This window comes from Citrobacter sp. RHBSTW-00671, from assembly GCF_014103415.1.
In the GTDB taxonomy this organism is placed as follows: domain Bacteria; phylum Pseudomonadota; class Gammaproteobacteria; order Enterobacterales; family Enterobacteriaceae; genus Citrobacter.
Window position 1 is genome coordinate 321044 of record NZ_JABXPR010000001.1, and the last position, 21329, is coordinate 342372.

The following is a 21329-nucleotide window of genomic DNA, read 5'->3' on the forward strand; positions in this document are numbered from 1 at the left end:
TGTCTATGGCAAGGAAAACAGGGTTACTACTGGGAACGTGAGTTGCTACTACTCAATAAATTCAACGATGAGCTTTTTTGCCATTGCGTTACATCACGCAGTTGCTCCATTCGTTGTTCATGTTTCTCATTTAAAACCGCTTGCTGCTCGGGCGTTAACAGGCGATACATCTGGTTGCGGACCCTGGCTATTTCAACCTGGCGGGCAACCTGTTCTTGTGCCATTTTTTCTGCCTGAGCGCGCACAGCGCTTTCATCAAATTTCTCTGCGGTGACAAGACGATGCATTGTCTCCATTTCGCTAACATTAACAGGAGGCTGCTCGTGTCTTGCCTGCTGCATTAAATCTCGCATCTGTTGACGTTGATGTTCGGTTAAACTGATACCGTCAAACATGTGGCTCTGTACGCTGCGCTGCGATGAGCCTTCACCCAGGTGCCAGTGATCGCCTGTGACGACTTCAGCTGCATGGCTTAAAGTACTGAGTGCCAGCGTTGAGGCCATGACGGCAGCGGTAACTTTGCCCATCACTTGCTCCCAAAATCTTTTCTGTCGCGATTCAACGAGAGACAGTTTACGATTCGGGCTGCAAACATGCGTCAGGGGGTGTAAAACAACGTAAAGTCATAGATTAGCGACGCCTGATGACGTAATTTCTGCCTCGGAGGTACGTAAACAATGAATAAAATCCTGTTAGTTGATGATGACCGAGAGCTGACTTCCCTGTTAAAGGAGTTGCTCGAAATGGAAGGTTTCGATGTGCTGGTTGCCCATGATGGGGAGCAGGCACTTGAACTTCTGGATGACAGCATCGATTTACTTTTGCTCGACGTCATGATGCCGAAGAAAAACGGTATCGATACACTGAAAGCGCTTCGCCAGACACACCAGACGCCCGTAATCATGCTGACCGCTCGCGGTAGCGAATTGGATCGCGTACTCGGCCTTGAGCTGGGCGCGGACGACTATTTACCCAAACCCTTTAACGACCGCGAACTGGTCGCGCGTATCCGCGCTATTCTGCGCCGCTCTCACTGGAGCGAACAACAGCAGACCAGCGATAATGGCTCGCCGACGCTGGAAGTGGATGCGTTAAGCCTGAATCCGGGTCGCCAGGAAGCCAGTTTTGATGGGCAAACCCTGGAGTTAACCGGCACCGAATTCACCCTGCTTTATTTACTGGCACAGCATCTCGGCCAGGTCGTTTCTCGTGAACACCTGAGTCAGGAAGTGCTGGGCAAGCGCCTGACGCCGTTTGACCGCGCTATCGACATGCACATCTCGAACCTACGTCGTAAGCTGCCAGAACGGAAAGACGGGCACCCGTGGTTTAAAACCCTGCGTGGTCGCGGCTACCTGATGGTCTCCGCTTCATGATAGGAAGCTTAACCGCACGCATCTTTGCCATCTTCTGGTTAACGCTGGCGCTGGTGTTGATGTTGGTACTGATGCTGCCCAAGCTCGACTCACGTCAGATGACCGAGCTACTGGACAGCGAGCAGCGCCAGGGGTTGATGATCGAGCAACACGTGGAAGCTGAGCTGGCGAACGACCCACCCAACGATCTGATGTGGTGGCGTCGCTTGTTCCGTGCCATCGACAAGTGGGCGCCGCCAGGACAGCGGTTATTGCTTGTCACTACAGAAGGACGTGTGATCGGCGCAGAACGCAACGAAATGCAGATCATTCGTAACTTTATTGGTCAGGCTGATAACGCTGATCATCCGCAGAAGAAAAAATATGGTCGCGTTGAGATGGTCGGGCCCTTCTCCGTCAGAGATGGTGAAGATAACTACCAGTTGTATCTCATTCGACCTGCCAGCAGTTCACAGTCTGATTTCATCAACCTGTTGTTTGACCGGCCCCTGTTGCTGCTGATCGTCACCATGCTTGTCAGCTCGCCGCTGCTGCTTTGGCTGGCATGGAGCTTGGCAAAACCAGCGCGTAAACTGAAAAATGCGGCGGATGAAGTGGCACAGGGTAACCTGCGTCAGCATCCGGAACTGGAAGCCGGCCCGCAGGAATTTCTGGCGGCAGGTGCCAGTTTTAACCAGATGGTGACCGCGCTGGAACGCATGATGACCACGCAGCAACGCCTGCTGTCGGACATCTCTCACGAGTTGAGAACGCCACTAACACGTTTGCAACTGGGGACTGCGCTGCTGCGCCGTCGTAGCGGTGAGAGCAAAGAGCTGGAGCGCATTGAAACAGAAGCGCATCGGCTGGACAGCATGATCAACGACCTGCTGGTGATGTCGCGTAATCAGCAGAAGAACGCGCTGGTCAGTGAAACCGTGAAGGCTAATCAGCTATGGGGCGACGTGTTGGATAACGCCGCCTTTGAAGCCGAGCAGATGGGCAAATCGCTTACCGTGAATTTCCCGCCGGGACCGTGGCCGCTGTATGGCAACCCGAACGCACTGGAAAGCGCATTGGAAAACATTGTGCGTAATGCCCTGCGCTATTCACATACGAAGATTGAAGTTGGCTTCGCGGTGGATATTGACGGGATTACCATCACCGTAGACGACGATGGTCCAGGCGTGAGTCCTGAAGACAGAGAGCAGATTTTCCGTCCATTCTATCGCACCGATGAAGCGCGCGATCGTGAGTCCGGTGGGACAGGTCTGGGTCTGGCGATTGTTGAAACCGCTATTCAGCAGCATCGAGGCTGGGTGAAGGCCGAGGACAGTCCGCTGGGAGGTCTACGTCTGGTGCTTTGGCTACCGTTGTACAAACGTTCGTAATTGTTCCTGTTGTGCCGGATGGCGATGCTAACGCATCTTATCCGGCCTACAGGTTCAATAATAGCCTTATTTTCCCCACAATCTCCGCGAATTGTCTTCGATCTTGCCACTTAGACGGCGCTTTTGCATCGTTCTGGTCCAGCTTTTTGATAACCCGGCAGCCGACAGTAAACGGTGATATTGCGAATCATCAAACGGCATATGCCAGGCGATAGCAATGGCCTCCCGCAGACTGACATCGCTCACGCGCGACACCAGTTCCAGCGGCGCATCCGCCGACACGCGTCCCGGCGCGATAACACTGTACAGCCAGCCTATCTTCCCCGAAGCCTGCATCTGACTTGCCATATCGCTAATGCCAAAATGGAAATTCAGCTTAAAACACGGTGAACGCGGCTGCGTGACCTGAATCAGCGCCTCTCCCCACTGGAAAATATCGCCGATATAGACATTCTCTTCTGTCAGCCCAAGCGTTGAGAGGTTCTCCCCAAAGGCGGGGGCGACAAATAACTCCGCCTGTTCGGGGAATTCTTGTATCCAGTGCTGATAGTGTTCACGCGGATAGTGGCACAGCGCGCGATCCGGCCCGCCATGAATTTTAGTCTCCGCCTGTTCATCGCCCGTGAGTCCCAGATCGGTCAGCATCAACTCGCCATCAACCTGAACTTTAGCAATCGCGCTGGGACGGCTTCCCGTGTAGTCCCGAATCTTGCCTGTAAAAACATCGACCGGATATCGCATCTGTTCCCTCTCCCGATAAATTTCTCCCATTACACCATATTTATTTTACCCCAGTCGCTCAAAATGAGAGCACGGTTCACATGAAACTTAGGGACACATGCTATCAATGTAATCTTGTTTTGAAACATCATTTCAATTAAGGAGTCGACAACGTGACTGGTCAATCGCAATTTGCTGGCGTCTGGTGCCCTTCCATTACGCCAATGGACAATGATGGCAAGATCGATCTCAATGGTCTGAGCCAGCATCTCAAACGCCTTACTGAGGCAAAAATCGACGTTATTTTGTTGATGGGCAGCATTGGGGAATTTGCTTCCTTTACGCTCGAAGAAAGGCTGTTGCTGATCCGTGAAGCCCGTGCCATGAGCTCGCTGAAGATGGTCGCGAACGTCTCATCCACCTGCCAGAATGATGTTTTGCTGATGGCCCAGGAGGCGCATCGCGCCGGATACGATGCCGTCATGATCCTGCCGCCTTACTACTACGGTCAAACGTCGAAGCAGCTACTGAGCTACTTTCGCCAGTTGGGACAAAAGCTCAACGGCAAATGGTTTGCCTATAACTTCCCGGCGCGAACCGGTTGCGATTTAACGCCTGAACTGGTGGCCACGCTGGCAGCTGAATTCCCGAACTTTGCTGGCATTAAAGACACCGTGGACTGCCAGTCCCACACCCGCAGCATGATCCAGACAACCCGTGCCGTGCGGGAAGATTTTGCGGTGCTGTCGGGTTATGACGAATACTACATTCCTAATCTGCTGGCTGGCGGTGCGGGGATCATCTCGGGCCTCAACAACGTTATGCCTGAGCTGTTTGTCAGCGCACGCGAAGCGTTTAAGCAGGGCGATCTGGCGGCGCTGCGTGAGATTCAGGATAAGATTGGCACCTACATGTCCATCTACGCCATCGGCGAGGATTTTGTCACTACCATCAAAACCGTGGTATCGCGTAAGTTTGGCTATTGCACCGGGGTATCACGAAACGCGGGTGGAGAGTTGAACGAGAGTGAGTGCCGAACAATCGATGAGGTGTTTGTCGTCAAAGGGTAAATAATTAAGCCGGATGGTGCAGACCATCCGGCAAAAGAGGCTTACTTCACGGTACCGCGAAGATCAATTTCCGCCGCTCTGGCTTTGGCTCTTTTCGACCAGATGGACGTGATAATCGGTACGAGGATCGAGGTTACAATCACCGAGGTCGCCACCAGGGAGGTGGCCGCTGGTGCCATCGGTTTGAACGCCGGAACCATTTCAGCAATCAGCACCGGTGTGGCAACGGCCGCGCCAGCAGAACTGGACGCCGCAATCCCCGCCGTACCATCCCCGCCACCAATCAGTTTATCGGCAATAATCAACGGTATACCGGTAATGATAATCACCGCGACGCCCAACAGAATACCCAGAACGCCAGTCTGCGCAATGACGCTCAAATCAATAGTGTTCCCCAATGCGAAGGCAAAGAAAGGGATCAGCGTCTGCACGGCTTTACTGAAGAATTCCCGCAGTTCAGGATCCAGATTACCCAGCGCAAAACCAATCAGGAACGGCAATACCGCCCCCACAAATACATGTGGTTCAAACGACGCAATCCCGGCGGTTCCCAGAATGACCATGGTCATCAGCGGACCTGACTCCAGCGACATCAGGACAAACGCCCCAGCCTCTTCTTTGGTGCCGTATTGCTGCATGATCGAAGCATACAGCCCGCCGTTAGTCATATCCATTGCGGCCACCAGCGCCAGCGTGGACAACCCGGCGAAGAACCCCACTTCCACACCATGTTCAGGAAGAATGCGCGATGCAATCGCCGCTACCACCCATGCGACCAGGATCTTGGTTATCACTAACGTGCCGGATTTACGCAGTACGGTTCCGGTAGCGCTCAGCTTAATCGACGCCCCCATGCAAAAGAACCAGACGGCCAGAATCGGCACCGTACCGGTGATCATGCCGTTGGTAAATGAGCCGAAGTATTTCCCGGCGCCGGGTGAAAAGGTGTGACATAACGCGCCCAGAAAAAGTGGTACCAACATCATACCGCCTGGGATTTTCTCTATCGTACGTTTGATCTGCATTTCCATCACCTGTAGACATAAAAATGGGGCAATTTTTATGGGCGACTGCATCTTGCTTTTGAGATGCGCCCGTCTTGATGAAAAGAAGATAGACATTCAGAGAAACTATAAAAGTGATCCCACTCGCATAATAAAACCTTGTTTCAATTTAAATGGATCAATGTTCCTATGTTGATTTTGATCACAAAAAAGCCCCCACAGGCATCGCTTGCAGGGGCTGTATCACGTCATCAGATCCCGACCCGATCAGCATAACGCTCTCAGGTTTCAGGCATCATTAAACTTATTTTTTTGCGGCAAAACGCGCAGCGGCTTCGTCCCAGTTCACTACGTTCCAGAACTCTTTGATGTAGTCCGGGCGACGGTTCTGGAATTTCAGGTAGTAAGCGTGTTCCCAGACGTCCAGGCCCACAATTGGGAAGCCGGAAGCGCCAGAAATAGCTTCACCCATCAGCGGGGAATCCTGGTTAGCGGTGGAAACAACAGCCAGTTTGTCACCTTTCAGAACCAGCCACGCCCAGCCGGAACCGAAACGAGTGGCTGCTGCTTTTTCAAATTCAGCTTTGAAGTTGTCAACGGAACCGAAGTCACGTTCGATAGCCGCTTTCAGGTCGCCCTGCAGCGTGGTACCGGTTTTCAGGCCTTTCCAGAACAGGCTGTGGTTAGCGTGGCCGCCAGCGTTGTTACGCAGAACGGTTTTCTTATCCGCAGGCAACTGATCCAGTTTGGTGATCAGCTCTTCAGCAGACAGGCTCGCGAATTCAGGCAGGCTTTCCAGCGCAGCATTAGCGTTGTTTACGTAAGCCTGGTGGTGTTTGGTATGGTGGATTTCCATCGTCTGCTTATCGAAGTGCGGTTCAAGGGCATCATAAGCGTACGGCAGGGATGGCAGTGTATAACTCATAATCATCTCCAGTATTGTCGGGCGGCCAGTGTTAACGCCGCGTAAGCAGTTGGGTCATTATAGTTAATTAAATGATATTGAAAATGATTATCAATGCCGTACTTTTTACAGGGTCTTAATTATTCATCACCATTACTGAAGATGTGAGCCAAATCACCCAGTTAACGTGATGATTGCCAACAAGAGGACAAAGGCGGCAATCGTCAAAAGGTTAATCATCTGCGTAATTTTTAAACTCGTTGTGTCGGAGGGGTTATGACCGACGATAAAAAATAACGAGGATTCAGTCATGAGTAACGCGATTACGATGGGTATTCTTTGGCATTTGATAGGCGCAGCCAGTGCAGCCTGTTTCTATGCCCCGTTCAAACAAGTTAAACATTGGTCATGGGAAACAATGTGGTCGGTTGGCGGGATCGTCTCCTGGCTTATCCTGCCATGGACCATCAGCGCCATGTTACTTCCCAATTTCTGGGCCTACTTCAGCTCTTTTAGCCTCTCCACGCTGGCACCGGTATTCCTGTTTGGCGCGATGTGGGGGATCGGTAATATCAACTATGGCCTGACCATGCGCTATCTCGGCATGTCGATGGGGATTGGTATTGCGATTGGTATTACCCTGATTGTCGGCACGCTGATGACCCCTATCATCAACGGTAACTTTGATGTGCTGATCAACACCAATGGCGGACGCATGACGCTACTGGGCGTATTGGTCGCGCTGATCGGCGTGGGCATTGTGACCCGCGCAGGGCAGTTGAAAGAACGTAAAATGGGCATCAAAGCAGAAGAGTTCAACCTGAAGAAGGGGCTGGTGCTGGCGGTAATGTGCGGCATTTTCTCTGCCGGGATGTCCTTTGCGATGAACGCGGCGAAACCCATGCACGATGCTGCCGCCGCGCTGGGCGTCGATCCGCTGTACGTCGCGCTGCCAAGCTATGTCATCATCATGGGCGGCGGTGCTTTAGTCAACCTGGGCTTCTGCTTTATTCGTCTGGCAAAAGTGAAAGATCTTTCGATAAAAGCCGACTTCTCGCTAGCCAAACCGCTGATCATCACCAACGTGCTGCTGTCCGCGCTCGGTGGTCTGATGTGGTATCTGCAATTCTTCTTCTACGCCTGGGGCCATGCTCGCATTCCGGCGCAGTATGATTATGTCAGTTGGATGCTGCACATGAGCTTCTATGTCCTGTGCGGCGGTATTGTTGGTCTGGTGCTGAAAGAGTGGAAAAACGCGGGCCGCCGTCCGGTCAGCGTACTGAGCCTCGGCTGCGTGGTCATTATTCTCGCGGCCAATATTGTCGGTCTGGGGATGGCCAGTTAATCATTCGGGCTGCTGAGATGACGCCACTGGCTCGGCGTCATCCCGGTTTCTCGCGTGAATACCACCGAAAAGTAATTACTGTCTTCAAAGCCGCAGCGCATAGAAATTTCACCGATCATCAGTCTACTGTGCTTGAGCAGATACTGAGCATGGCAAACCCGCACCTGGCGGAGATACTGGTTGATGGTCATCCCGGTCTGGCTGCGAAACTGCTGACGTAAAACTCGCTCACTGCACTGTTCCTGCTCACAGAATTTATCCAGCGCAAAGGCATGTTCATGACTCCCGGCCAACGCGGTAATCAGCTTATCCAACAACGTTTCACTTGATGTCGCTGGCAGCGTATCCGTGGCATAGCGATGCCGTTTGAAATGAGTCACCAGTTGCCCAAACAGCAATTCAGCCATTTCAAAAGCCAGCGGGTCACGCTGATTACTCTCGTGTTCAAGCTGACTAATTATCTGCCGGGCCTGGGACATACCAGCGCTACCGAGCCGCCAGTGGGGCTGTCGCGGCGAGCCGTTAAATCCTGGGATCGCGCTTTCCCAGCCAACATTCAGCGTCAGCCGTTCCGGGCAGTAAATGATATTTTGCAGGACGAGATCGTTAACTGAGGTGTAGGAGTGTTTGTCTTCGGCACGGATATAAAACAGATCGCCACGGGTTATCCGGTACGGGCGATCGTTGAGAACATGCAGGCCATTGCCGCGCCACACCATCACCAGTTCGCAAAACTCATGAGTATGTTCGGCAAACACATCCTGCGGGTAACGATCGGCCACCGCGACGGCCTGGTGGTCATTCGCAAAAAAGTCTGATTTCAGAAGGACCAGATGATTCACCATCACATCACCTCAACCTGAACGCTTGCCGGATGCGCTACGTTTATCCGGTCTACAGGGCATCCACGTAGGCCGGATAAGGCACAGCCGCCATCCGGCATAAAAGGGTATGATTATCAGCAAACGGACGGCAAAAAACGTTGATAGCTTTCGCGTTACTGGAGGCTGCTTCCAGTAATGACATCGCGTCCCTGTCGGATATCGCGCGGCGACCAGTTAAACTCCCGGCGAAACAGCGTCGAAAAATGGTTACTGTCGCCAAATCCGCAGCGATAAGCGATGTCCGTCACGCTGTCATCACTGTGACGTAGTAAATGGCGGGCTTTGATTAGCCGTAGGCGGTTGAGATAGCGCTGCGGCGTCAGCCCGGTCTGTTGTTTAAGCTGGCGGTGCAGAGTACGTAAAGAGAGCGAAAACTGCTCAGCTATAGCTTCCCAGCACACTTCGTCGGCAAAGTTGTCCTCCAGCCATGCCAGTAGTTGGTTCAGTCGCGCATCATTATCTGTTGCCGCTTCCATCAGGCTACTTTTACGCAACAGCACCAGCAACTGCATGAACAAGATCTCACGATTTGCCGCCGTCGGCGTATCCATTGCCTCGCCAAGATTTTCCATTTGCCCCACCAGATGCCGAACCTGCTGCAACACGCTCTGATTCACCCGCCAGTGTGACGGATATTGCCCATTCAGCTCCTGGGGTAACAACTGATTCAGCCCAGCCAAAAACTGAAACGCATCCGGGGAACGATACAGAATATTGGTCAAACACAGGTTGTCGGTATGTTCATATAAGTGTCTGTCATGATCGCGGACAAAACACACCGTTCCCCCGCTAATGGTATAAGGCTGTCCATTGAACACATGGATTCCCGTACCATGTTCAACCACTACAATTTCATGAAAATCATGATGATGCTCTGGAAAAGCAGGCTGAGGAAGCCGGGGTTCAATCGCCACGGGCGCTTTACCTGTCGGAAAAAAATCCACGCAATGCAATACGGTCATGATGACATCCACCCCGATCAAATGAACATGGCTGAATAGTAATTAAGGGTTATCACCCTCACCTTAAATTTTTGACGCCAAAGAGCGTAAACACGGTCAATTCTTCAAGAAATAGCGGGAAAGATCGGGAATTGCGGAAGGGGTCACATCAGACGAAACCATCCCTATTAGTAGAAAATGTGAACGCTATCACGTTCACCTTTGCCATGCTGCCAGCCGCCTATTGTCGTTGTCACTAACAAGAAGGTACGCCATTTCACGGGTTCTTAGACTGAGTGCAATGAAACTCAGAAGGACCTCGCTATGACTCTTCGCCATTGTGTCGCTGTTGATCTCGGTGCATCCAGTGGACGCGTAATGTTGGCGCGTTACGACAGTGAACACCGTACCCTGACACTGCGTGAAATCCACCGCTTTGTTAACTGCCTGCAAAAAACAGACGGTTTTGACACCTGGGACATCGACAGCCTGGAAAACGACATTCGCCTCGGTCTGCGGAAAGTCTGCGATCAAGGCATTCGGATCGACAGCATCGGCATTGATACCTGGGGCGTGGATTATGTCCTGATCGATAAAAACGGTCAGCGTGTCGGATTGCCAGTCTCTTATCGCGATAGCCGCACGAACGGCATTATGTCGCGGGCCATGACGCAGCCAGGTCAAAGTGAAATCTATCGCCGTAGCGGCATTCAGTTTCTGCCCTTTAATACCCTGTATCAGCTCCGCGCGCTGGTCGAACAGCAACCGGAACTGATCCCCCAGGTGGCGCATGCCCTGCTAATCCCCGATTACTTCAGCTATCGCCTGACCGGAGAAATGAACTGGGAATATACCAACGCCACCACCACCCAGTTAGTCAATATCAACACCGACGACTGGGACGAAACCCTACTGGCCTGGAGCGGTGCCGACAAAGCGTGGTTTGGCCGCCCCACGCATCCGGGGAACGTAATTGGCCACTGGATTTGCCCGCAGAAAAATCAAATCCCGGTGGTTGCCGTCGCCAGCCATGACACCGCCAGCGCGGTGATCGCTTCACCGCTGGCCGATAAACACAGCGCATACCTCTCTTCAGGCACCTGGTCACTGATGGGGTTTGAAAGCCGAACCCCATATGCCAACGATGCGGCACTGGCGGCGAATATTACCAACGAAGGCGGCGCGGAAGGACGCTACCGCGTGCTGAAAAACATCATGGGGCTGTGGCTACTCCAGCGCGTGTTAAAAGAGCGGCAGATAACCGACCTGCCTGCGCTTATCGCCCAAACCCAGGCGCTGCCGGCCTGCCAGTTTCTGATTAACCCCAACGACGAGCGCTTTATCAATCCTGACGACATGAGCGCGGAAATTCAGGCAGCATGCCGCGAATCTGGCCTGCCTGTGCCGATGCAAAACGCCGAACTGGCGCGCTGTATTTTCGACAGTCTGGCGTTGCTGTACGCCGATATCCTGCAGGAACTGGCTGAGCTTCGCGGCGAAGCATTTCACCAACTGCACATCGTCGGTGGTGGGTGCCAGAACGCATTACTCAACCAACTTTGCGCGGATGCCTGCGGTATTCGCGTCATATCCGGGCCTATTGAGGCCTCCACGCTCGGCAATATTGGCGTCCAGTTGATGACGCTGGATGAGCTAAACAACGTTGATGATTTCCGCCAGGTGGTACGCGCTAACTACGACCTGACAACCTTCATCCCCAATCCTGAAAGTGAAATTGCCCGCCACAAAGCGCAGTTTCAACCATTACGACAGACAAAGGAGCTTTGCGCATGACCACTCAACTTGAACAAGCCTGGGAACTGGCAAAACTGCGTTTCGCAGCGGTAGGTATTGATGTCGAGGAAGCATTACGCCAGCTCGATCGTCTGCCGGTCTCCATGCACTGCTGGCAGGGCGACGACGTAGCCGGATTCGAAAACCCGGAAGGTTCGCTCACGGGTGGAATTCAGGCAACCGGCAACTATCCGGGCAAAGCGCGTAACGCCAGCGAGCTGCGTGCCGATCTGGAGCAGGCGCTCAGCCTGATCCCTGGCCCTAAGCGACTTAATCTTCATGCCATTTATCTGGAATCAGAGACGCCAGTCGCCCGTGACCAAATCAAACCTGAACATTTCAAAAACTGGGTTGAATGGGCAAAAGCGAACCAGTTAGGTCTGGATTTCAACCCATCTTGTTTCTCACACCCGCTGAGTGCCGACGGTTTCACGCTGGCGCACGCCGACGACCACATCCGCCAGTTCTGGATTGACCACTGTAAAGCCAGCCGCCGCGTTTCCGCGTATTTCGGCGAGCAACTGGGTACGCCGTCGGTGATGAATATCTGGATCCCCGATGGCATGAAAGACATCACTGTTGACCGTTTAGCACCGCGCCAGCGTCTGCTGGAAGCGCTGGATGACGTGATCAGCGAGAAGTTCGACCCGGCGCACCATATTGATGCCGTCGAGAGCAAGCTATTTGGTATCGGCGCTGAAAGCTACACCGTCGGCTCTAACGAGTTCTATATGGGTTATGCCACCAGCCGCCAGACCGCATTGTGTCTGGATGCAGGCCACTTCCATCCTACTGAAGTCATTTCCGACAAGATCTCCGCCGCCATGCTGTACGTGCCGCGCCTGCTGCTGCATGTCAGCCGTCCGGTTCGTTGGGACAGCGACCACGTGGTGCTGCTGGATGATGAAACTCAGGCGATTGCCAGTGAGATCGTGCGCCACAACCTGTTCGACCGCGTACACATTGGCCTCGACTTCTTCGACGCCTCAATCAATCGCATTGCCGCATGGGTTATCGGTACCCGCAACATGAAAAAAGCGCTGTTACGTGCACTGTTAGAACCAACCGAACAGTTACGTCAGCTCGAAGCCAGCGGCGACTACACCGCCCGTCTGGCCCTGCTGGAAGAACAAAAATCGCTGCCGTGGCAAGCCGTCTGGGAGATGTACTGCCAGCGTCACGACACCCCAGCCGGTAGCCAGTGGCTGGAAAGTGTGCGCGCTTATGAAAAAGAGATTCTGAGCAAACGTCGCTAAGCGTGACGCCAGGCTTGTAGGCCGGATAAGGCGCCCTGCGTCGCCATCCGGCAATGAATGAAACACGATTGCCGGATGGCGCTTCGCTTATCCGGCCTGCGTAAGACCCGATAACGTTCGGGCAATAAACAGGAACACCGACATGCAAAACATTACCACGTCCTGGTTCGTCCAGGGGATGATCAAAGCGACTTCCGATGCCTGGCTGAAAGGCTGGGATGAACGCAACGGCGGTAACCTGACGTTACGTCTGGATGAAGCAGACATTGCACCATTTAGCGCCGATTTCCATGAAAAACCGCGCTATATTGCGCTAAGTCAGCCAATGCCGATGCTGGCGAACACCTCATTTATCGTCACCGGTTCCGGCAAGTTCTTCCGTAATGTTCAGCTCGACCCGGCCGCCAATTTAGGCGTGGTGAAAATTGACAGCGACGGCGCGGGTTATCACATCCTGTGGGGTCTGACCCATGAAGCCGTGCCGACCTCAGAACTGCCGGCCCACTTCCTCTCTCACTGTGAACGCATTAAAGCCACCAACGGCAAAGACCGCGTAATCATGCACTGCCACGCCACCAATCTGATCGCCCTGACCTACGTACTGGAAAACAACACGGCACTGATTACCCGCAAGCTGTGGGAAGGCAGCACCGAATGTCTGGTCGTATTCCCGGATGGCGTCGGCATTCTGCCGTGGATGGTGCCGGGTACCGATGAAATCGGTCAGGCTACCGCGCAGGAAATGCAGCAACACTCGTTGGTACTGTGGCCATTCCACGGTGTATTCGGCAGTGGGCCAACGCTCGACGAAGCGTTCGGCTTGATCGACACCGCAGAAAAATCCGCTGAGGTGTTAGTCAAAATTTATTCGATGGGCGGTATGAAGCAAACCATCACGCGTGAAGAGCTGATCGCACTCGGCAAACGTTTTGGCGTGACGCCGCTGGCAAGCGCCGTAGAGCTGTACTGATACCTCCCCACTCAACGCCGGATGCGGCTTCGCCTTATCCGGCCTACAGGATTTTATTGTTAAGGAGAATAGTGATGAGCTTTATGTTGGCACTACCAAAAATCAGTCTGCATGGCGCAGGGGCAATCCGCGATATGGTGAGCCTTGTGGCGAACAAACAATGGGGCAAAGCGCTGATCGTCACCGATGGCCAACTGGTGAAACTGGGTTTGCTGGATAGTTTGTTTGCGGCACTGGATGCACATCAAATGTCTTACCATCTGTTCGACGACGTCTTCCCGAACCCGACCGAAGAGCTGGTACAAAAAGGCTATGCCGCCTATCAGGACGCAGAGTGCGACTACATTATTGCTTTCGGCGGCGGTAGCCCAATCGATACCGCTAAGGCAGTGAAGATCCTGACCGCTAACCCAGGCCCCTCCACGGCGTACTCCGGGGTGGGAAAAGTGAAAAATGCCGGCGTACCGCTGGTTGCCATTAACACCACCGCAGGTACGGCGGCGGAAATGACCAGCAATGCAGTGATTATTGATTCCGCGCGTAAGGTCAAAGAGGTCATTATCGATCCGAACATCATTCCGGATATCGCCGTGGATGATGCCAGCGTGATGCTGGAGATCCCGGCGTCCGTGACCGCCGCGACCGGTATGGATGCCCTGACCCACGCCATTGAAGCCTATGTCTCCGTCGGCGCACATCCATTGACGGATGCCAACGCGTTAGAAGCGATTCGCCTGATCAGTCTGTGGTTGCCAAAAGCGGTCGACGATGGGCATAACCTCGACGCCCGTGAGCAGATGGCGTTTGGCCAGTATCTGGCGGGCATGGCGTTCAACAGTGCCGGTCTTGGCCTGGTACATGCGCTGGCGCACCAGCCGGGCGCAACGCACAACCTGCCGCACGGCGTTTGCAATGCCATCCTGCTGCCAATAATCGAGAACTTTAATCGCCCCAACGCCGTGGCACGCTTTGCCCGCGTGGCGCAGGCAATGGGTGTCGATACCCGCGACATGACCGATGAGGCGGCGAGTATGGAAGCCATCAACGCAATCCGCGCATTGAGCAAACGCGTCGGTATTCCTGTCGGCTTTCGTTCGCTTGGGGTAACCAAAGAAGATATTGAAGGTTGGCTGGACAAAGCGTTGGCCGATCCGTGTGCGCCGTGCAACCCGCGTACCGCCAGCCGCGACGAGGTGCGTGAGCTGTATCTGGAGGCGTTATGATCCGCAAAGCCTTTGTGATGCAGGTAAATGCCGACGCGCACGTTGAATATCAACGTCGGCATAACCCGATCTGGCCCGAGCTGGAAGCGGTGCTGAAAGCCCACGGCGCCCATCACTACGCGATTTATCTCGATGAGACGCGCAATCTGCTGTTCGCCACCGTTGAGATCGAATCCGAAGAACGCTGGAATGCCGTTGCCGAGACTGAGGTTTGCCAGCGCTGGTGGCAGCATATGCGTGACGTAATGCCCACCAATGCAGACAACAGCCCGGTTAGCGCAGAGCTAAAAGAAGTGTTTTACTTGCCGTAGTCTTGTAGGCCGGATAAGGCGCTAACGCGCCGCATCCGGCACAACGCAACATAACAGTTAGTTCTGCTCAGAAACCAGAATCGCCTGGGTATCCGGCTCCAGCGCTTTAAAGATATGGGTTTGATCGGCGGGATAACAAATATAGTCTCCCTCACTCAACGCTTCCGGCGCCTCAGTCAGCCCGACCAGCGCCTTCCCCTGCGTTACAATAATATGCTCCACCGATCCCGATGGATGTGGCTGTGAAATACGGTCCGCACCGGGTTGCGTCAGCAGCAGGTAGATATCCCGCCGGGCGCCTGGAGGGCAAGCTGCCAATAAAATCGCCTGATAATGGGCCTGTTCCGCCACCACTTTTGTCCCTTCACCGCGGCGAATCACCTGCGTTTTTTGTTCCTGCGGTTCCAGTAATCGGGCAAAGGGGATATCCAGCGCCACACACAGTGACCACAGCGTTTCCAGGCTAGGATTTCCATTACCGGCTTCCAGCTGGGAAAGTGTAGATTTTGCAATCCCCGCACGGCGCGCAATCTCGGCCAACGACAAACCGGTACGCTGACGTTCGCGCACCAGACTTTTGGCAATCATACTGATGGGTTGGGTCATATTCGACTCTGTGTTTTTTATATCGAACGAATCGTTCGACTTGTAATGCAATTCTGTTCCGTTCATTATAATGGAAATTCGTTCGATATGGCTAAAACAGTATGAAACATTATTTTTCCAGCCTCAAAGGCGACACGATCAAAGCGATATTTTTAGTGTGCCTGGCCGTCGGCGTGGTAGGCATGTCTTACGGTTCGCTGGCAATGGCTTACGGCTTCCCGCTGTGGGTGCCCTTTGTACTCTCGATTACCGTGCTGGCCGGGGCTTCTGAATTTATGTTCATCGGTATTATCGCCAGCGGCGGAAATCCGTTGGCAGCCGCCGCCGCCGGGTTACTGGTGAATGCCCGACATGTGCCGTTTGGCGTGACGGTACGCGATCTGGTCGGCGCTCGCGCCGCCAGCTTTCTCGGCTGCCATATCATGAACGATGAAAGCGTGGTGTTCGGCCTGTCGCAGAAAACACCGGAACAACGTAAAGCCGCCTACTGGTTATGCGGTCTGGGCGTCGCCATTTTCTGGCCGATTGGCACACTGATCGGTGCCGGTGTCGGTAAGCTGCTCCCGGCGCCTGAAACCATTGGGCTGGATGCCGTTTTCCCTGCCATTTTGTTGGCCTTAGTGGTTCCGGCCTTTAAAAACCGCACCACGCTCATCCGTGCCTGTAGCGGGGCCGCATTGTCACTCGCATCCGTACCTTTCGCACCGGTAGGCTTGCCGGTACTGCTCTCACTGTTTGGCCTACTGGCGAGGAAAAAATAATGGGTAACATGACGCTGTTTATCGTCGGGATTGCCGTGCTGTCTTTGGGCACATATTTAATGCGCTTAGGGGGAGCAAAACTGGGAGGCCGCTTAGCCTTTTCTGAACGTTCACAGGCGTTACTTTCTGATGCCGCAACGGTATTACTGTTCTCCGTCGCGCTGGCAACCACCTTTTATGAAGGCGAACACTTTGCCGGCATGGCGCGCGTACTCGGTGTGGGTTTTGCGGTCTTTCTCGCCTGGCGTAAGACGCCGCTAATCGTGGTGATCGTCGCTGCCGCTGTGGTGACCGCATTGCTACGAATGGCGGGTATAAACTAAAAAAGCGCCCCTGGGGCGCTCTTTCTACCGTACTGAGATAACTTATTTCAGCAGTTCAGCGGTCATATGCACACGGTTACCGGTGTAAGCCTGAGTGATTTTATAATCGCTGGCGCCCGCACGTTCAGCCTGGGCGGCAATTTTAGCTTCAGCACTTTCCAGTGTGGAACCGGTCGCTGTAACAGTCTGAGCAGCGAAAGAACCGAAAGAAGTAGCGAGAGCGATAACTGCGACAAAAGTTTTGATGCTTTTCATGATATAAACCCTTTCACTTAGTTGTTTGAGTAAGGCACCGTGCCTTGATGTGATGAATAGTAGCCTTCATATCACACAACTAAAAGCGGAAGGATTTGCCTATCTTATTCAAATTAACTGAACGTTTATTACTCAGCGATCAACCGCTGCGGATGGGTGTAGATCGTCGCCCTGCCCGGTTTGCAAAAACCCACCAGCGTCAGGTTACAACGTTCGGCAACTTCCACGGCAAGCGTTGTCGCCGCAGAGACAGCAAACAGGATCTCCACGCCACACATCGCCGACTTTTGCACCATCTCGTAGCTGGCGCGGCTGGAAACTAACACCGCGCCCTGTTGCCAGCTTTCCCCTTCCACTACGCGTCGTCCCAGCAGTTTGTCCAGCGCAACGTGACGGCCCACGTCTTCATGACCCCCTACCAGATGGCCTGACGGCTGTACCCAGGCCGCAGCGTGCGTACAGCCTGTAAGCTGTCCCACGGGCTGATAATCGTGCAGATGTCGTAATGCGGTATCAAGGTTCGCCAGGTTAAACGTCTGGGTAAACGCCAAAGGCTGGACCGGTTTGCCAATGTCATTGAGCTGCTCCACGCCACAAACGCCGCAGCCGGTACGTCCGGCCAGCGCGCGACGACGCTCCTTCAGCCCCATAAAGCGACGGCTGGACAACTCAACCTGGACTTCCAATCCGTTGCAGGAGGGCACTACGTCCATCGCGTAAATATCCTGCGGGGACTCAATGATGCCTTCAGAAAGTGAAAAACCCATCGCAAAGTGCGCAAGATCTTTCGGTGATGCCATCATCACCACGTGCGAAATTCCGTTATATACCAGCGCAACGGGCACTTCCTCAGCGACCTCATCAGGCTGAGGATGTTGCAAATCCTCGCGCTTCCAGAGGGTCAACTGACGCGATCCTGCACAATTCATCACATTTTTGACTTCTTCTTGATGGATTTTATTCACTTTCTTTTAACCATATTGGAACACACATACCAACATTGTGGTATTCTTTACAAACCCCTCCTGGACGGAGGGAAATTCACCCAATTCTGGACCTTTGCGGTCCCGTCCGCAAAGAAAAATAACAACCACTTCCCTCGCGTTCGCGTTATAGAAAAGCGAAGGGAACGTGACAATGTCGAAACAAGGAGCGAACCATGCAGGTCAGCAGAAGGCAGTTCTTTAAGATCTGCGCTGGCGGTATGGCAGGCACCACGGCAGCGGCACTGGGCTTTGCGCCCGGCGTAGCGCTCGCGGAAACACGGCAATATAAATTGCTGCGCACCCGCGAAACCCGTAACACCTGCACTTACTGTTCCGTTGGCTGTGGACTGTTGATGTACAGCCTCGGTGACGGCGCAAAAAATGCCAAAGCATCCATCTTCCATATCGAAGGGGACCCGGATCACCCGGTCAACCGTGGCGCGCTCTGCCCGAAAGGGGCCGGTCTGGTGGATTTCATCCACTCCGAAAGCCGCCTGAAATTCCCGGAATACCGCGCACCAGGCTCTGATAAGTGGCAACAAATTAGCTGGGATGAGGCATTTGACCGCATCGCGAAGCTAATGAAAGAAGACCGCGACGCTAACTACGTTGCGCAGAACACCGAAGGCGTTACCGTTAACCGCTGGCTTTCCACCGGGATGCTGTGTGCTTCCGCGTCCAGTAATGAAACCGGCTATTTAACCCAAAAATTCTCTCGCGCGCTGGGTATGCTCGCGGTCGACAACCAGGCACGCGTCTGACACGGACCAACGGTAGCAAGTCTTGCTCCAACATTTGGTCGCGGTGCGATGACCAACCACTGGGTCGACATTAAAAACGCCAACCTCGTTGTGGTGATGGGCGGTAACGCCGCTGAAGCTCACCCGGTCGGGTTCCGCTGGGCGATGGAAGCCAAAATTCACAACGGCGCGAAGCTGATTGTTATCGATCCGCGCTTTACGCGAACCGCTGCGGTGGCTGATTTCTATGCTCCTATTCGCTCTGGTACTGACATTGCCTTCCTGTCAGGCGTCTTGCTGTACCTGCTAAATAACGAAAAATTCAACCGCGAATACACCGAGGCCTACACCAACGCCAGTCTGATCGTGCGTGAGGATTATGGCTTCGAAGATGGTCTGTTCACGGGCTACGACGCGGATAAACGCAAGTATGACAAAACCAGCTGGAACTACGAGCTGGATGAAAAAGGCTTCGCCAAACGCGATGTTACGCTGCAACATCCGCGCTGCGTGTGGAACCTGCTGAAACAGCACGTCTCCCGCTACACGCCGGACGTCGTAGAAAACATCTGCGGTACGCCGAAGGCTGATTTCCTGAAGGTCTGTGAGTACATCGCAGAAACCAGCGCCAAAGATAAAACCGCGTCGTTCCTGTACGCCCTGGGCTGGACGCAACACTCCGTTGGCGCGCAGAACATCCGCACCATGGCGATGATCCAGTTACTGCTTGGCAATATGGGGATGGCTGGCGGCGGCGTTAACGCCCTGCGCGGTCACTCGAATATTCAGGGTCTGACTGACTTAGGCCTGTTGTCACAAAGCCTGCCAGGCTACATGACGCTGCCAAGCGAGAAACAAACCGACCTGCAAACCTACCTTGCCGCCAACACGCCAAAACCGTTGCTGGAAGGCCAGGTGAACTACTGGGGCAACTACCCGAAATTCTTCGTTTCGATGATGAAAGCCTTCTTTGGCGATAAGGCGACAGCAGAAAACAGCTGGGGCTTTGACTGGCTGCCGAAGTGGGATAAAGGGTACGACGTGCTGCAGTACTTCGAGATGATGAACCAGGGCAAAGTGAATGGCTATATCTGCCAGGGCTTTAACCCGGTCGCCTCATTCCCGAACAAAAACAAGGTTGTGGCTTCACTGTCTAAACTGAAGTTTCTGGTGACCATCGACCCGCTCAACACTGAGACCTCCACCTTCTGGCAGAACCACGGTGAGTCGAACGATGTTGACCCGTCGAAAATCCAGACTGAAGTGTTCCGTCTGCCATCCACCTGCTTTGCCGAAGAGAACGGTTCTATCGTCAACTCCGGTCGTTGGTTGCAGTGGCACTGGAAAGGCGCGGATGCCCCAGGGATTGCCGTTACCGATGGTGAAATCCTCGCCGGTATCTTCCTGCGTCTGCGTAAGATGTATGCCGAACAAGGTGGTGCGAACCCGGAACAGGTGCTGAGCATGACCTGGAACTACTCCACCCCGCACGAACCGGCTTCGGAAGAAGTGGCGATGGAGAGTAACGGTAAAGCGCTGGCCGACATTACCGACCCGGCAACCGGTGCGGTTATCGTCAAGAAAGGCCAACAGCTGAGCTCGTTCGCCCAACTGCGTGACGACGGCACTACCTCCAGCGGCTGCTGGATTTTCGCCGGTAGCTGGACGCCGGAAGGCAACCAGATGGCCCGTCGCGATAACGCCGACCCGTCAGGTCTTGGCAATACGCTGGGCTGGGCATGGGCATGGCCTCTTAACCGACGCATTCTGTATAACCGCGCCTCCGCTGACCCGCAGGGGAATCCGTGGGATCCAAAACGTCAGATCCTGAAATGGGACGGGGCGAAATGGAGCGGGATGGATATTCCGGACTACAGCGCCGCCGCACCGGGCAGCAACGTTGGGCCATTCATCATGCAGCCTGAAGGGATGGGACGTCTGTTTGCTATCGATAAGATGGCAGAAGGTCCGTTCCCGGAACACTACGAGCCGTTTGAAACGCCGCTGGGAACTAACCCGCTGCACCCGAACGTTATCTCTAACCCTGCCGCCCGTATCTTTAAAGGCGACGAAGAAGCACTGGGTAAAGCAGATAAGTTCCCGTACGTCGGAACAACCTATCGTCTGACCGAACACTTCCACTACTGGACCAAACATGCGCTGCTTAACGCCATCGCACAGCCGGAACAGTTTGTGGAAATTGGCGAGAAGCTGGCGAATAAGCTGGGCATCTCCCACGGCGATACCGTCAAAGTCTCCTCTAACCGCGGCTACATTAAAGCCAAAGCAGTGGTGACCAAACGTATTCGCACGTTGAAGGCCAACGGCCAGGATATCGACACAATCGGTATTCCGATTCACTGGGGCTACGAAGGTGTGGCGAAAAAAGGCTTTATCGCCAACACGTTAACGCCATTCGTCGGTGATGCGAACACGCAAACACCGGAATTTAAGTCCTTCCTCGTGAACGTGGAAAAGGTGTAACGGAGA

At 53.9% G+C, this 21329-nt stretch carries 21 protein-coding genes; 12 read left to right on the top strand and 9 right to left on the bottom strand.

Features of this window, described 5'->3' with window-relative positions:
• Nucleotides 1–26: 26 nt before the first annotated feature.
• On the bottom strand, nucleotides 27–527 hold the full coding sequence (cpxP, locus tag HV261_RS01525) for a cell-envelope stress modulator CpxP (RefSeq protein ID WP_137381452.1): 501 nt from the start codon (nucleotides 525–527) through the stop codon (nucleotides 27–29).
• Nucleotides 528–677: 150 nt separating this feature from the next.
• Between cpxP and cpxR the strand changes: the two genes are divergently transcribed.
• Together cpxR and cpxA are read left to right on the top strand one after the other, a co-directional pair.
• Nucleotides 678–1376, top strand: a complete 699-nt coding sequence (gene cpxR / locus HV261_RS01530; RefSeq protein WP_048214010.1) for an envelope stress response regulator transcription factor CpxR — start codon at nucleotides 678–680, stop codon at nucleotides 1374–1376.
• On the top strand, nucleotides 1373–2746 hold the full coding sequence (gene cpxA / locus HV261_RS01535) for an envelope stress sensor histidine kinase CpxA (RefSeq protein WP_202037254.1): 1374 nt from the start codon (nucleotides 1373–1375) through the stop codon (nucleotides 2744–2746). The genes cpxR and cpxA overlap by 4 nt, the downstream gene beginning before the upstream one ends.
• A 66-nt stretch (nucleotides 2747–2812) precedes the next feature.
• On the opposite strand, the gene yiiM is transcribed toward cpxA, so the two are convergent.
• Nucleotides 2813–3487, bottom strand: a complete 675-nt coding sequence (yiiM, locus tag HV261_RS01540) for a 6-hydroxyaminopurine reductase (RefSeq protein ID WP_202037255.1) — start codon at nucleotides 3485–3487, stop codon at nucleotides 2813–2815.
• A 152-nt stretch (nucleotides 3488–3639) separates the two neighbouring features.
• Between yiiM and HV261_RS01545 the strand changes: the two genes are divergently transcribed.
• Complete coding sequence (locus tag HV261_RS01545; RefSeq protein WP_202037256.1) at nucleotides 3640–4536, top strand: dihydrodipicolinate synthase family protein; 897 nt, start codon at nucleotides 3640–3642, stop codon at nucleotides 4534–4536.
• 41 nt (nucleotides 4537–4577) lie between these two features.
• Here HV261_RS01545 and kdgT read toward each other — a convergent pair whose 3' ends face one another.
• Together kdgT and sodA are read right to left on the bottom strand one after the other, a co-directional pair.
• Nucleotides 4578–5561, bottom strand: coding sequence for a 2-keto-3-deoxygluconate transporter (kdgT, locus tag HV261_RS01550; RefSeq protein ID WP_003028743.1), 984 nt, complete (start codon nucleotides 5559–5561; stop codon nucleotides 4578–4580).
• A gap of 283 nt (nucleotides 5562–5844) precedes the next feature.
• Entirely contained in the window at nucleotides 5845–6465 is a 621-nt protein-coding gene (gene sodA / locus HV261_RS01555) for a superoxide dismutase [Mn] (RefSeq protein ID WP_003840480.1), read from the bottom strand.
• A 289-nt stretch (nucleotides 6466–6754) separates the two neighbouring features.
• On the opposite strand from sodA, the gene rhaT reads away from it, so the two are divergent.
• On the top strand, nucleotides 6755–7789 hold the full coding sequence (gene rhaT / locus HV261_RS01560) for an L-rhamnose/proton symporter RhaT (protein WP_202037257.1): 1035 nt from the start codon (nucleotides 6755–6757) through the stop codon (nucleotides 7787–7789).
• On the opposite strand, the gene rhaR is transcribed toward rhaT, so the two are convergent.
• A complete protein-coding gene (rhaR, locus tag HV261_RS01565; RefSeq protein ID WP_137381446.1) occupies nucleotides 7786–8634 on the bottom strand; it encodes an HTH-type transcriptional activator RhaR in 849 nt (282 codons plus the stop codon). The two genes, rhaT and rhaR, sit on opposite strands and share 4 nt — an antisense overlap.
• Nucleotides 8635–8786: 152 nt before the next feature.
• A complete protein-coding gene (gene rhaS, locus HV261_RS01570; protein ID WP_137381445.1) occupies nucleotides 8787–9635 on the bottom strand; it encodes an HTH-type transcriptional activator RhaS in 849 nt (282 codons plus the stop codon).
• Nucleotides 9636–9938: 303 nt separating this feature from the next.
• Here rhaS and rhaB point away from each other — a divergent pair, with 303 nt between their 5' ends.
• The 5 genes from rhaB (at nucleotide 9939) to rhaM (ending at nucleotide 15168) form a co-directional block, all read left to right on the top strand.
• Nucleotides 9939–11408: a rhamnulokinase gene (gene rhaB / locus HV261_RS01575; RefSeq protein WP_202037258.1), complete on the top strand. Its 1470-nt coding sequence runs from the start codon at nucleotides 9939–9941 to the stop codon at nucleotides 11406–11408.
• A complete protein-coding gene (rhaA, locus tag HV261_RS01580) occupies nucleotides 11405–12664 on the top strand; it encodes an L-rhamnose isomerase (RefSeq protein WP_202037259.1) in 1260 nt (419 codons plus the stop codon). Before rhaB ends, rhaA begins: the two co-directional genes overlap by 4 nt.
• A 142-nt stretch (nucleotides 12665–12806) precedes the next feature.
• Complete coding sequence (gene rhaD / locus HV261_RS01585) at nucleotides 12807–13634, top strand: rhamnulose-1-phosphate aldolase (protein WP_202037260.1); 828 nt, start codon at nucleotides 12807–12809, stop codon at nucleotides 13632–13634.
• A 74-nt stretch (nucleotides 13635–13708) separates the two neighbouring features.
• Nucleotides 13709–14857: a lactaldehyde reductase gene (gene fucO / locus HV261_RS01590; RefSeq protein WP_202037261.1), complete on the top strand. Its 1149-nt coding sequence runs from the start codon at nucleotides 13709–13711 to the stop codon at nucleotides 14855–14857.
• Nucleotides 14854–15168 (top strand): L-rhamnose mutarotase, encoded by a 315-nt coding sequence (gene rhaM / locus HV261_RS01595; RefSeq protein ID WP_202037262.1) that lies wholly within the window; start codon nucleotides 14854–14856, stop codon nucleotides 15166–15168. The genes fucO and rhaM overlap by 4 nt, the downstream gene beginning before the upstream one ends.
• Nucleotides 15169–15225: 57 nt before the next feature.
• Here the strand turns inward: rhaM and HV261_RS01600 are convergent, their stop codons facing one another.
• The gene (locus HV261_RS01600; protein WP_202037263.1) at nucleotides 15226–15774 is read right to left on the bottom strand and encodes a helix-turn-helix domain-containing protein; all 549 of its coding nucleotides are present in this window, start codon (nucleotides 15772–15774) and stop codon (nucleotides 15226–15228) included.
• Between the two features lie 101 nt (nucleotides 15775–15875).
• On the opposite strand from HV261_RS01600, the gene HV261_RS01605 reads away from it, so the two are divergent.
• Nucleotides 15876–16535, top strand: a complete 660-nt coding sequence (locus HV261_RS01605) for an AzlC family ABC transporter permease (protein WP_202037264.1) — start codon at nucleotides 15876–15878, stop codon at nucleotides 16533–16535.
• Nucleotides 16535–16858, top strand: coding sequence for a branched-chain amino acid transport AzlD family protein (locus HV261_RS01610; RefSeq protein WP_202037265.1), 324 nt, complete (start codon nucleotides 16535–16537; stop codon nucleotides 16856–16858). Before HV261_RS01605 ends, HV261_RS01610 begins: the two co-directional genes overlap by 1 nt.
• 42 nt (nucleotides 16859–16900) lie before the next feature.
• Here the strand turns inward: HV261_RS01610 and HV261_RS01615 are convergent, their stop codons facing one another.
• The gene (locus HV261_RS01615) at nucleotides 16901–17113 is read right to left on the bottom strand and encodes a YdgH/BhsA/McbA family protein (RefSeq protein ID WP_003825262.1); all 213 of its coding nucleotides are present in this window, start codon (nucleotides 17111–17113) and stop codon (nucleotides 16901–16903) included.
• Between the two features lie 128 nt (nucleotides 17114–17241).
• Nucleotides 17242–18042: a formate dehydrogenase accessory sulfurtransferase FdhD gene (gene fdhD, locus HV261_RS01620; protein ID WP_442781062.1), complete on the bottom strand. Its 801-nt coding sequence runs from the start codon at nucleotides 18040–18042 to the stop codon at nucleotides 17242–17244.
• A gap of 230 nt (nucleotides 18043–18272) precedes the next feature.
• On the opposite strand from fdhD, the gene fdnG reads away from it, so the two are divergent.
• Nucleotides 18273–21323, top strand: coding sequence for a formate dehydrogenase-N subunit alpha (gene fdnG / locus HV261_RS01625; RefSeq protein ID WP_202037267.1), 3051 nt, complete (start codon nucleotides 18273–18275; stop codon nucleotides 21321–21323).
• The last annotated feature ends 6 nt before the right edge of the window (nucleotides 21324–21329 follow it).

Excerpts from the sequence above, each read along its gene's own strand:
- HV261_RS01600 (WP_202037263.1), bottom strand. The coding sequence starts at position 15,774 with ATGACCCAACCCATCAGTATGATTGCCAAAAGTCTGGTGCGCGAACGT.
- HV261_RS01610 (WP_202037265.1), top strand. The coding sequence starts at position 16,535 with ATGGGTAACATGACGCTGTTTATCGTCGGGATTGCCGTGCTGTCTTTG.
- fucO (WP_202037261.1), top strand. The coding sequence starts at position 13,709 with ATGAGCTTTATGTTGGCACTACCAAAAATCAGTCTGCATGGCGCAGGG.
- rhaM (WP_202037262.1), top strand. The coding sequence starts at position 14,854 with ATGATCCGCAAAGCCTTTGTGATGCAGGTAAATGCCGACGCGCACGTT.
- cpxP (WP_137381452.1), bottom strand. The coding sequence starts at position 527 with ATGGGCAAAGTTACCGCTGCCGTCATGGCCTCAACGCTGGCACTCAGT.
- rhaT (WP_202037257.1), top strand. The coding sequence starts at position 6,755 with ATGAGTAACGCGATTACGATGGGTATTCTTTGGCATTTGATAGGCGCA.
- cpxR (WP_048214010.1), top strand. The coding sequence starts at position 678 with ATGAATAAAATCCTGTTAGTTGATGATGACCGAGAGCTGACTTCCCTG.
- kdgT (WP_003028743.1), bottom strand. The coding sequence starts at position 5,561 with ATGCAGATCAAACGTACGATAGAGAAAATCCCAGGCGGTATGATGTTG.
- yiiM (WP_202037255.1), bottom strand. The coding sequence starts at position 3,487 with ATGCGATATCCGGTCGATGTTTTTACAGGCAAGATTCGGGACTACACG.
- HV261_RS01615 (WP_003825262.1), bottom strand. The coding sequence starts at position 17,113 with ATGAAAAGCATCAAAACTTTTGTCGCAGTTATCGCTCTCGCTACTTCT.
- HV261_RS01605 (WP_202037264.1), top strand. The coding sequence starts at position 15,876 with ATGAAACATTATTTTTCCAGCCTCAAAGGCGACACGATCAAAGCGATA.
- rhaB (WP_202037258.1), top strand. The coding sequence starts at position 9,939 with ATGACTCTTCGCCATTGTGTCGCTGTTGATCTCGGTGCATCCAGTGGA.
- fdhD (WP_442781062.1), bottom strand. The coding sequence starts at position 18,042 with ATGAATTGTGCAGGATCGCGTCAGTTGACCCTCTGGAAGCGCGAGGAT.
- sodA (WP_003840480.1), bottom strand. The coding sequence starts at position 6,465 with ATGAGTTATACACTGCCATCCCTGCCGTACGCTTATGATGCCCTTGAA.
- rhaR (WP_137381446.1), bottom strand. The coding sequence starts at position 8,634 with ATGGTGAATCATCTGGTCCTTCTGAAATCAGACTTTTTTGCGAATGAC.
- rhaD (WP_202037260.1), top strand. The coding sequence starts at position 12,807 with ATGCAAAACATTACCACGTCCTGGTTCGTCCAGGGGATGATCAAAGCG.
- cpxA (WP_202037254.1), top strand. The coding sequence starts at position 1,373 with ATGATAGGAAGCTTAACCGCACGCATCTTTGCCATCTTCTGGTTAACG.
- rhaA (WP_202037259.1), top strand. The coding sequence starts at position 11,405 with ATGACCACTCAACTTGAACAAGCCTGGGAACTGGCAAAACTGCGTTTC.
- rhaS (WP_137381445.1), bottom strand. The coding sequence starts at position 9,635 with ATGACCGTATTGCATTGCGTGGATTTTTTTCCGACAGGTAAAGCGCCC.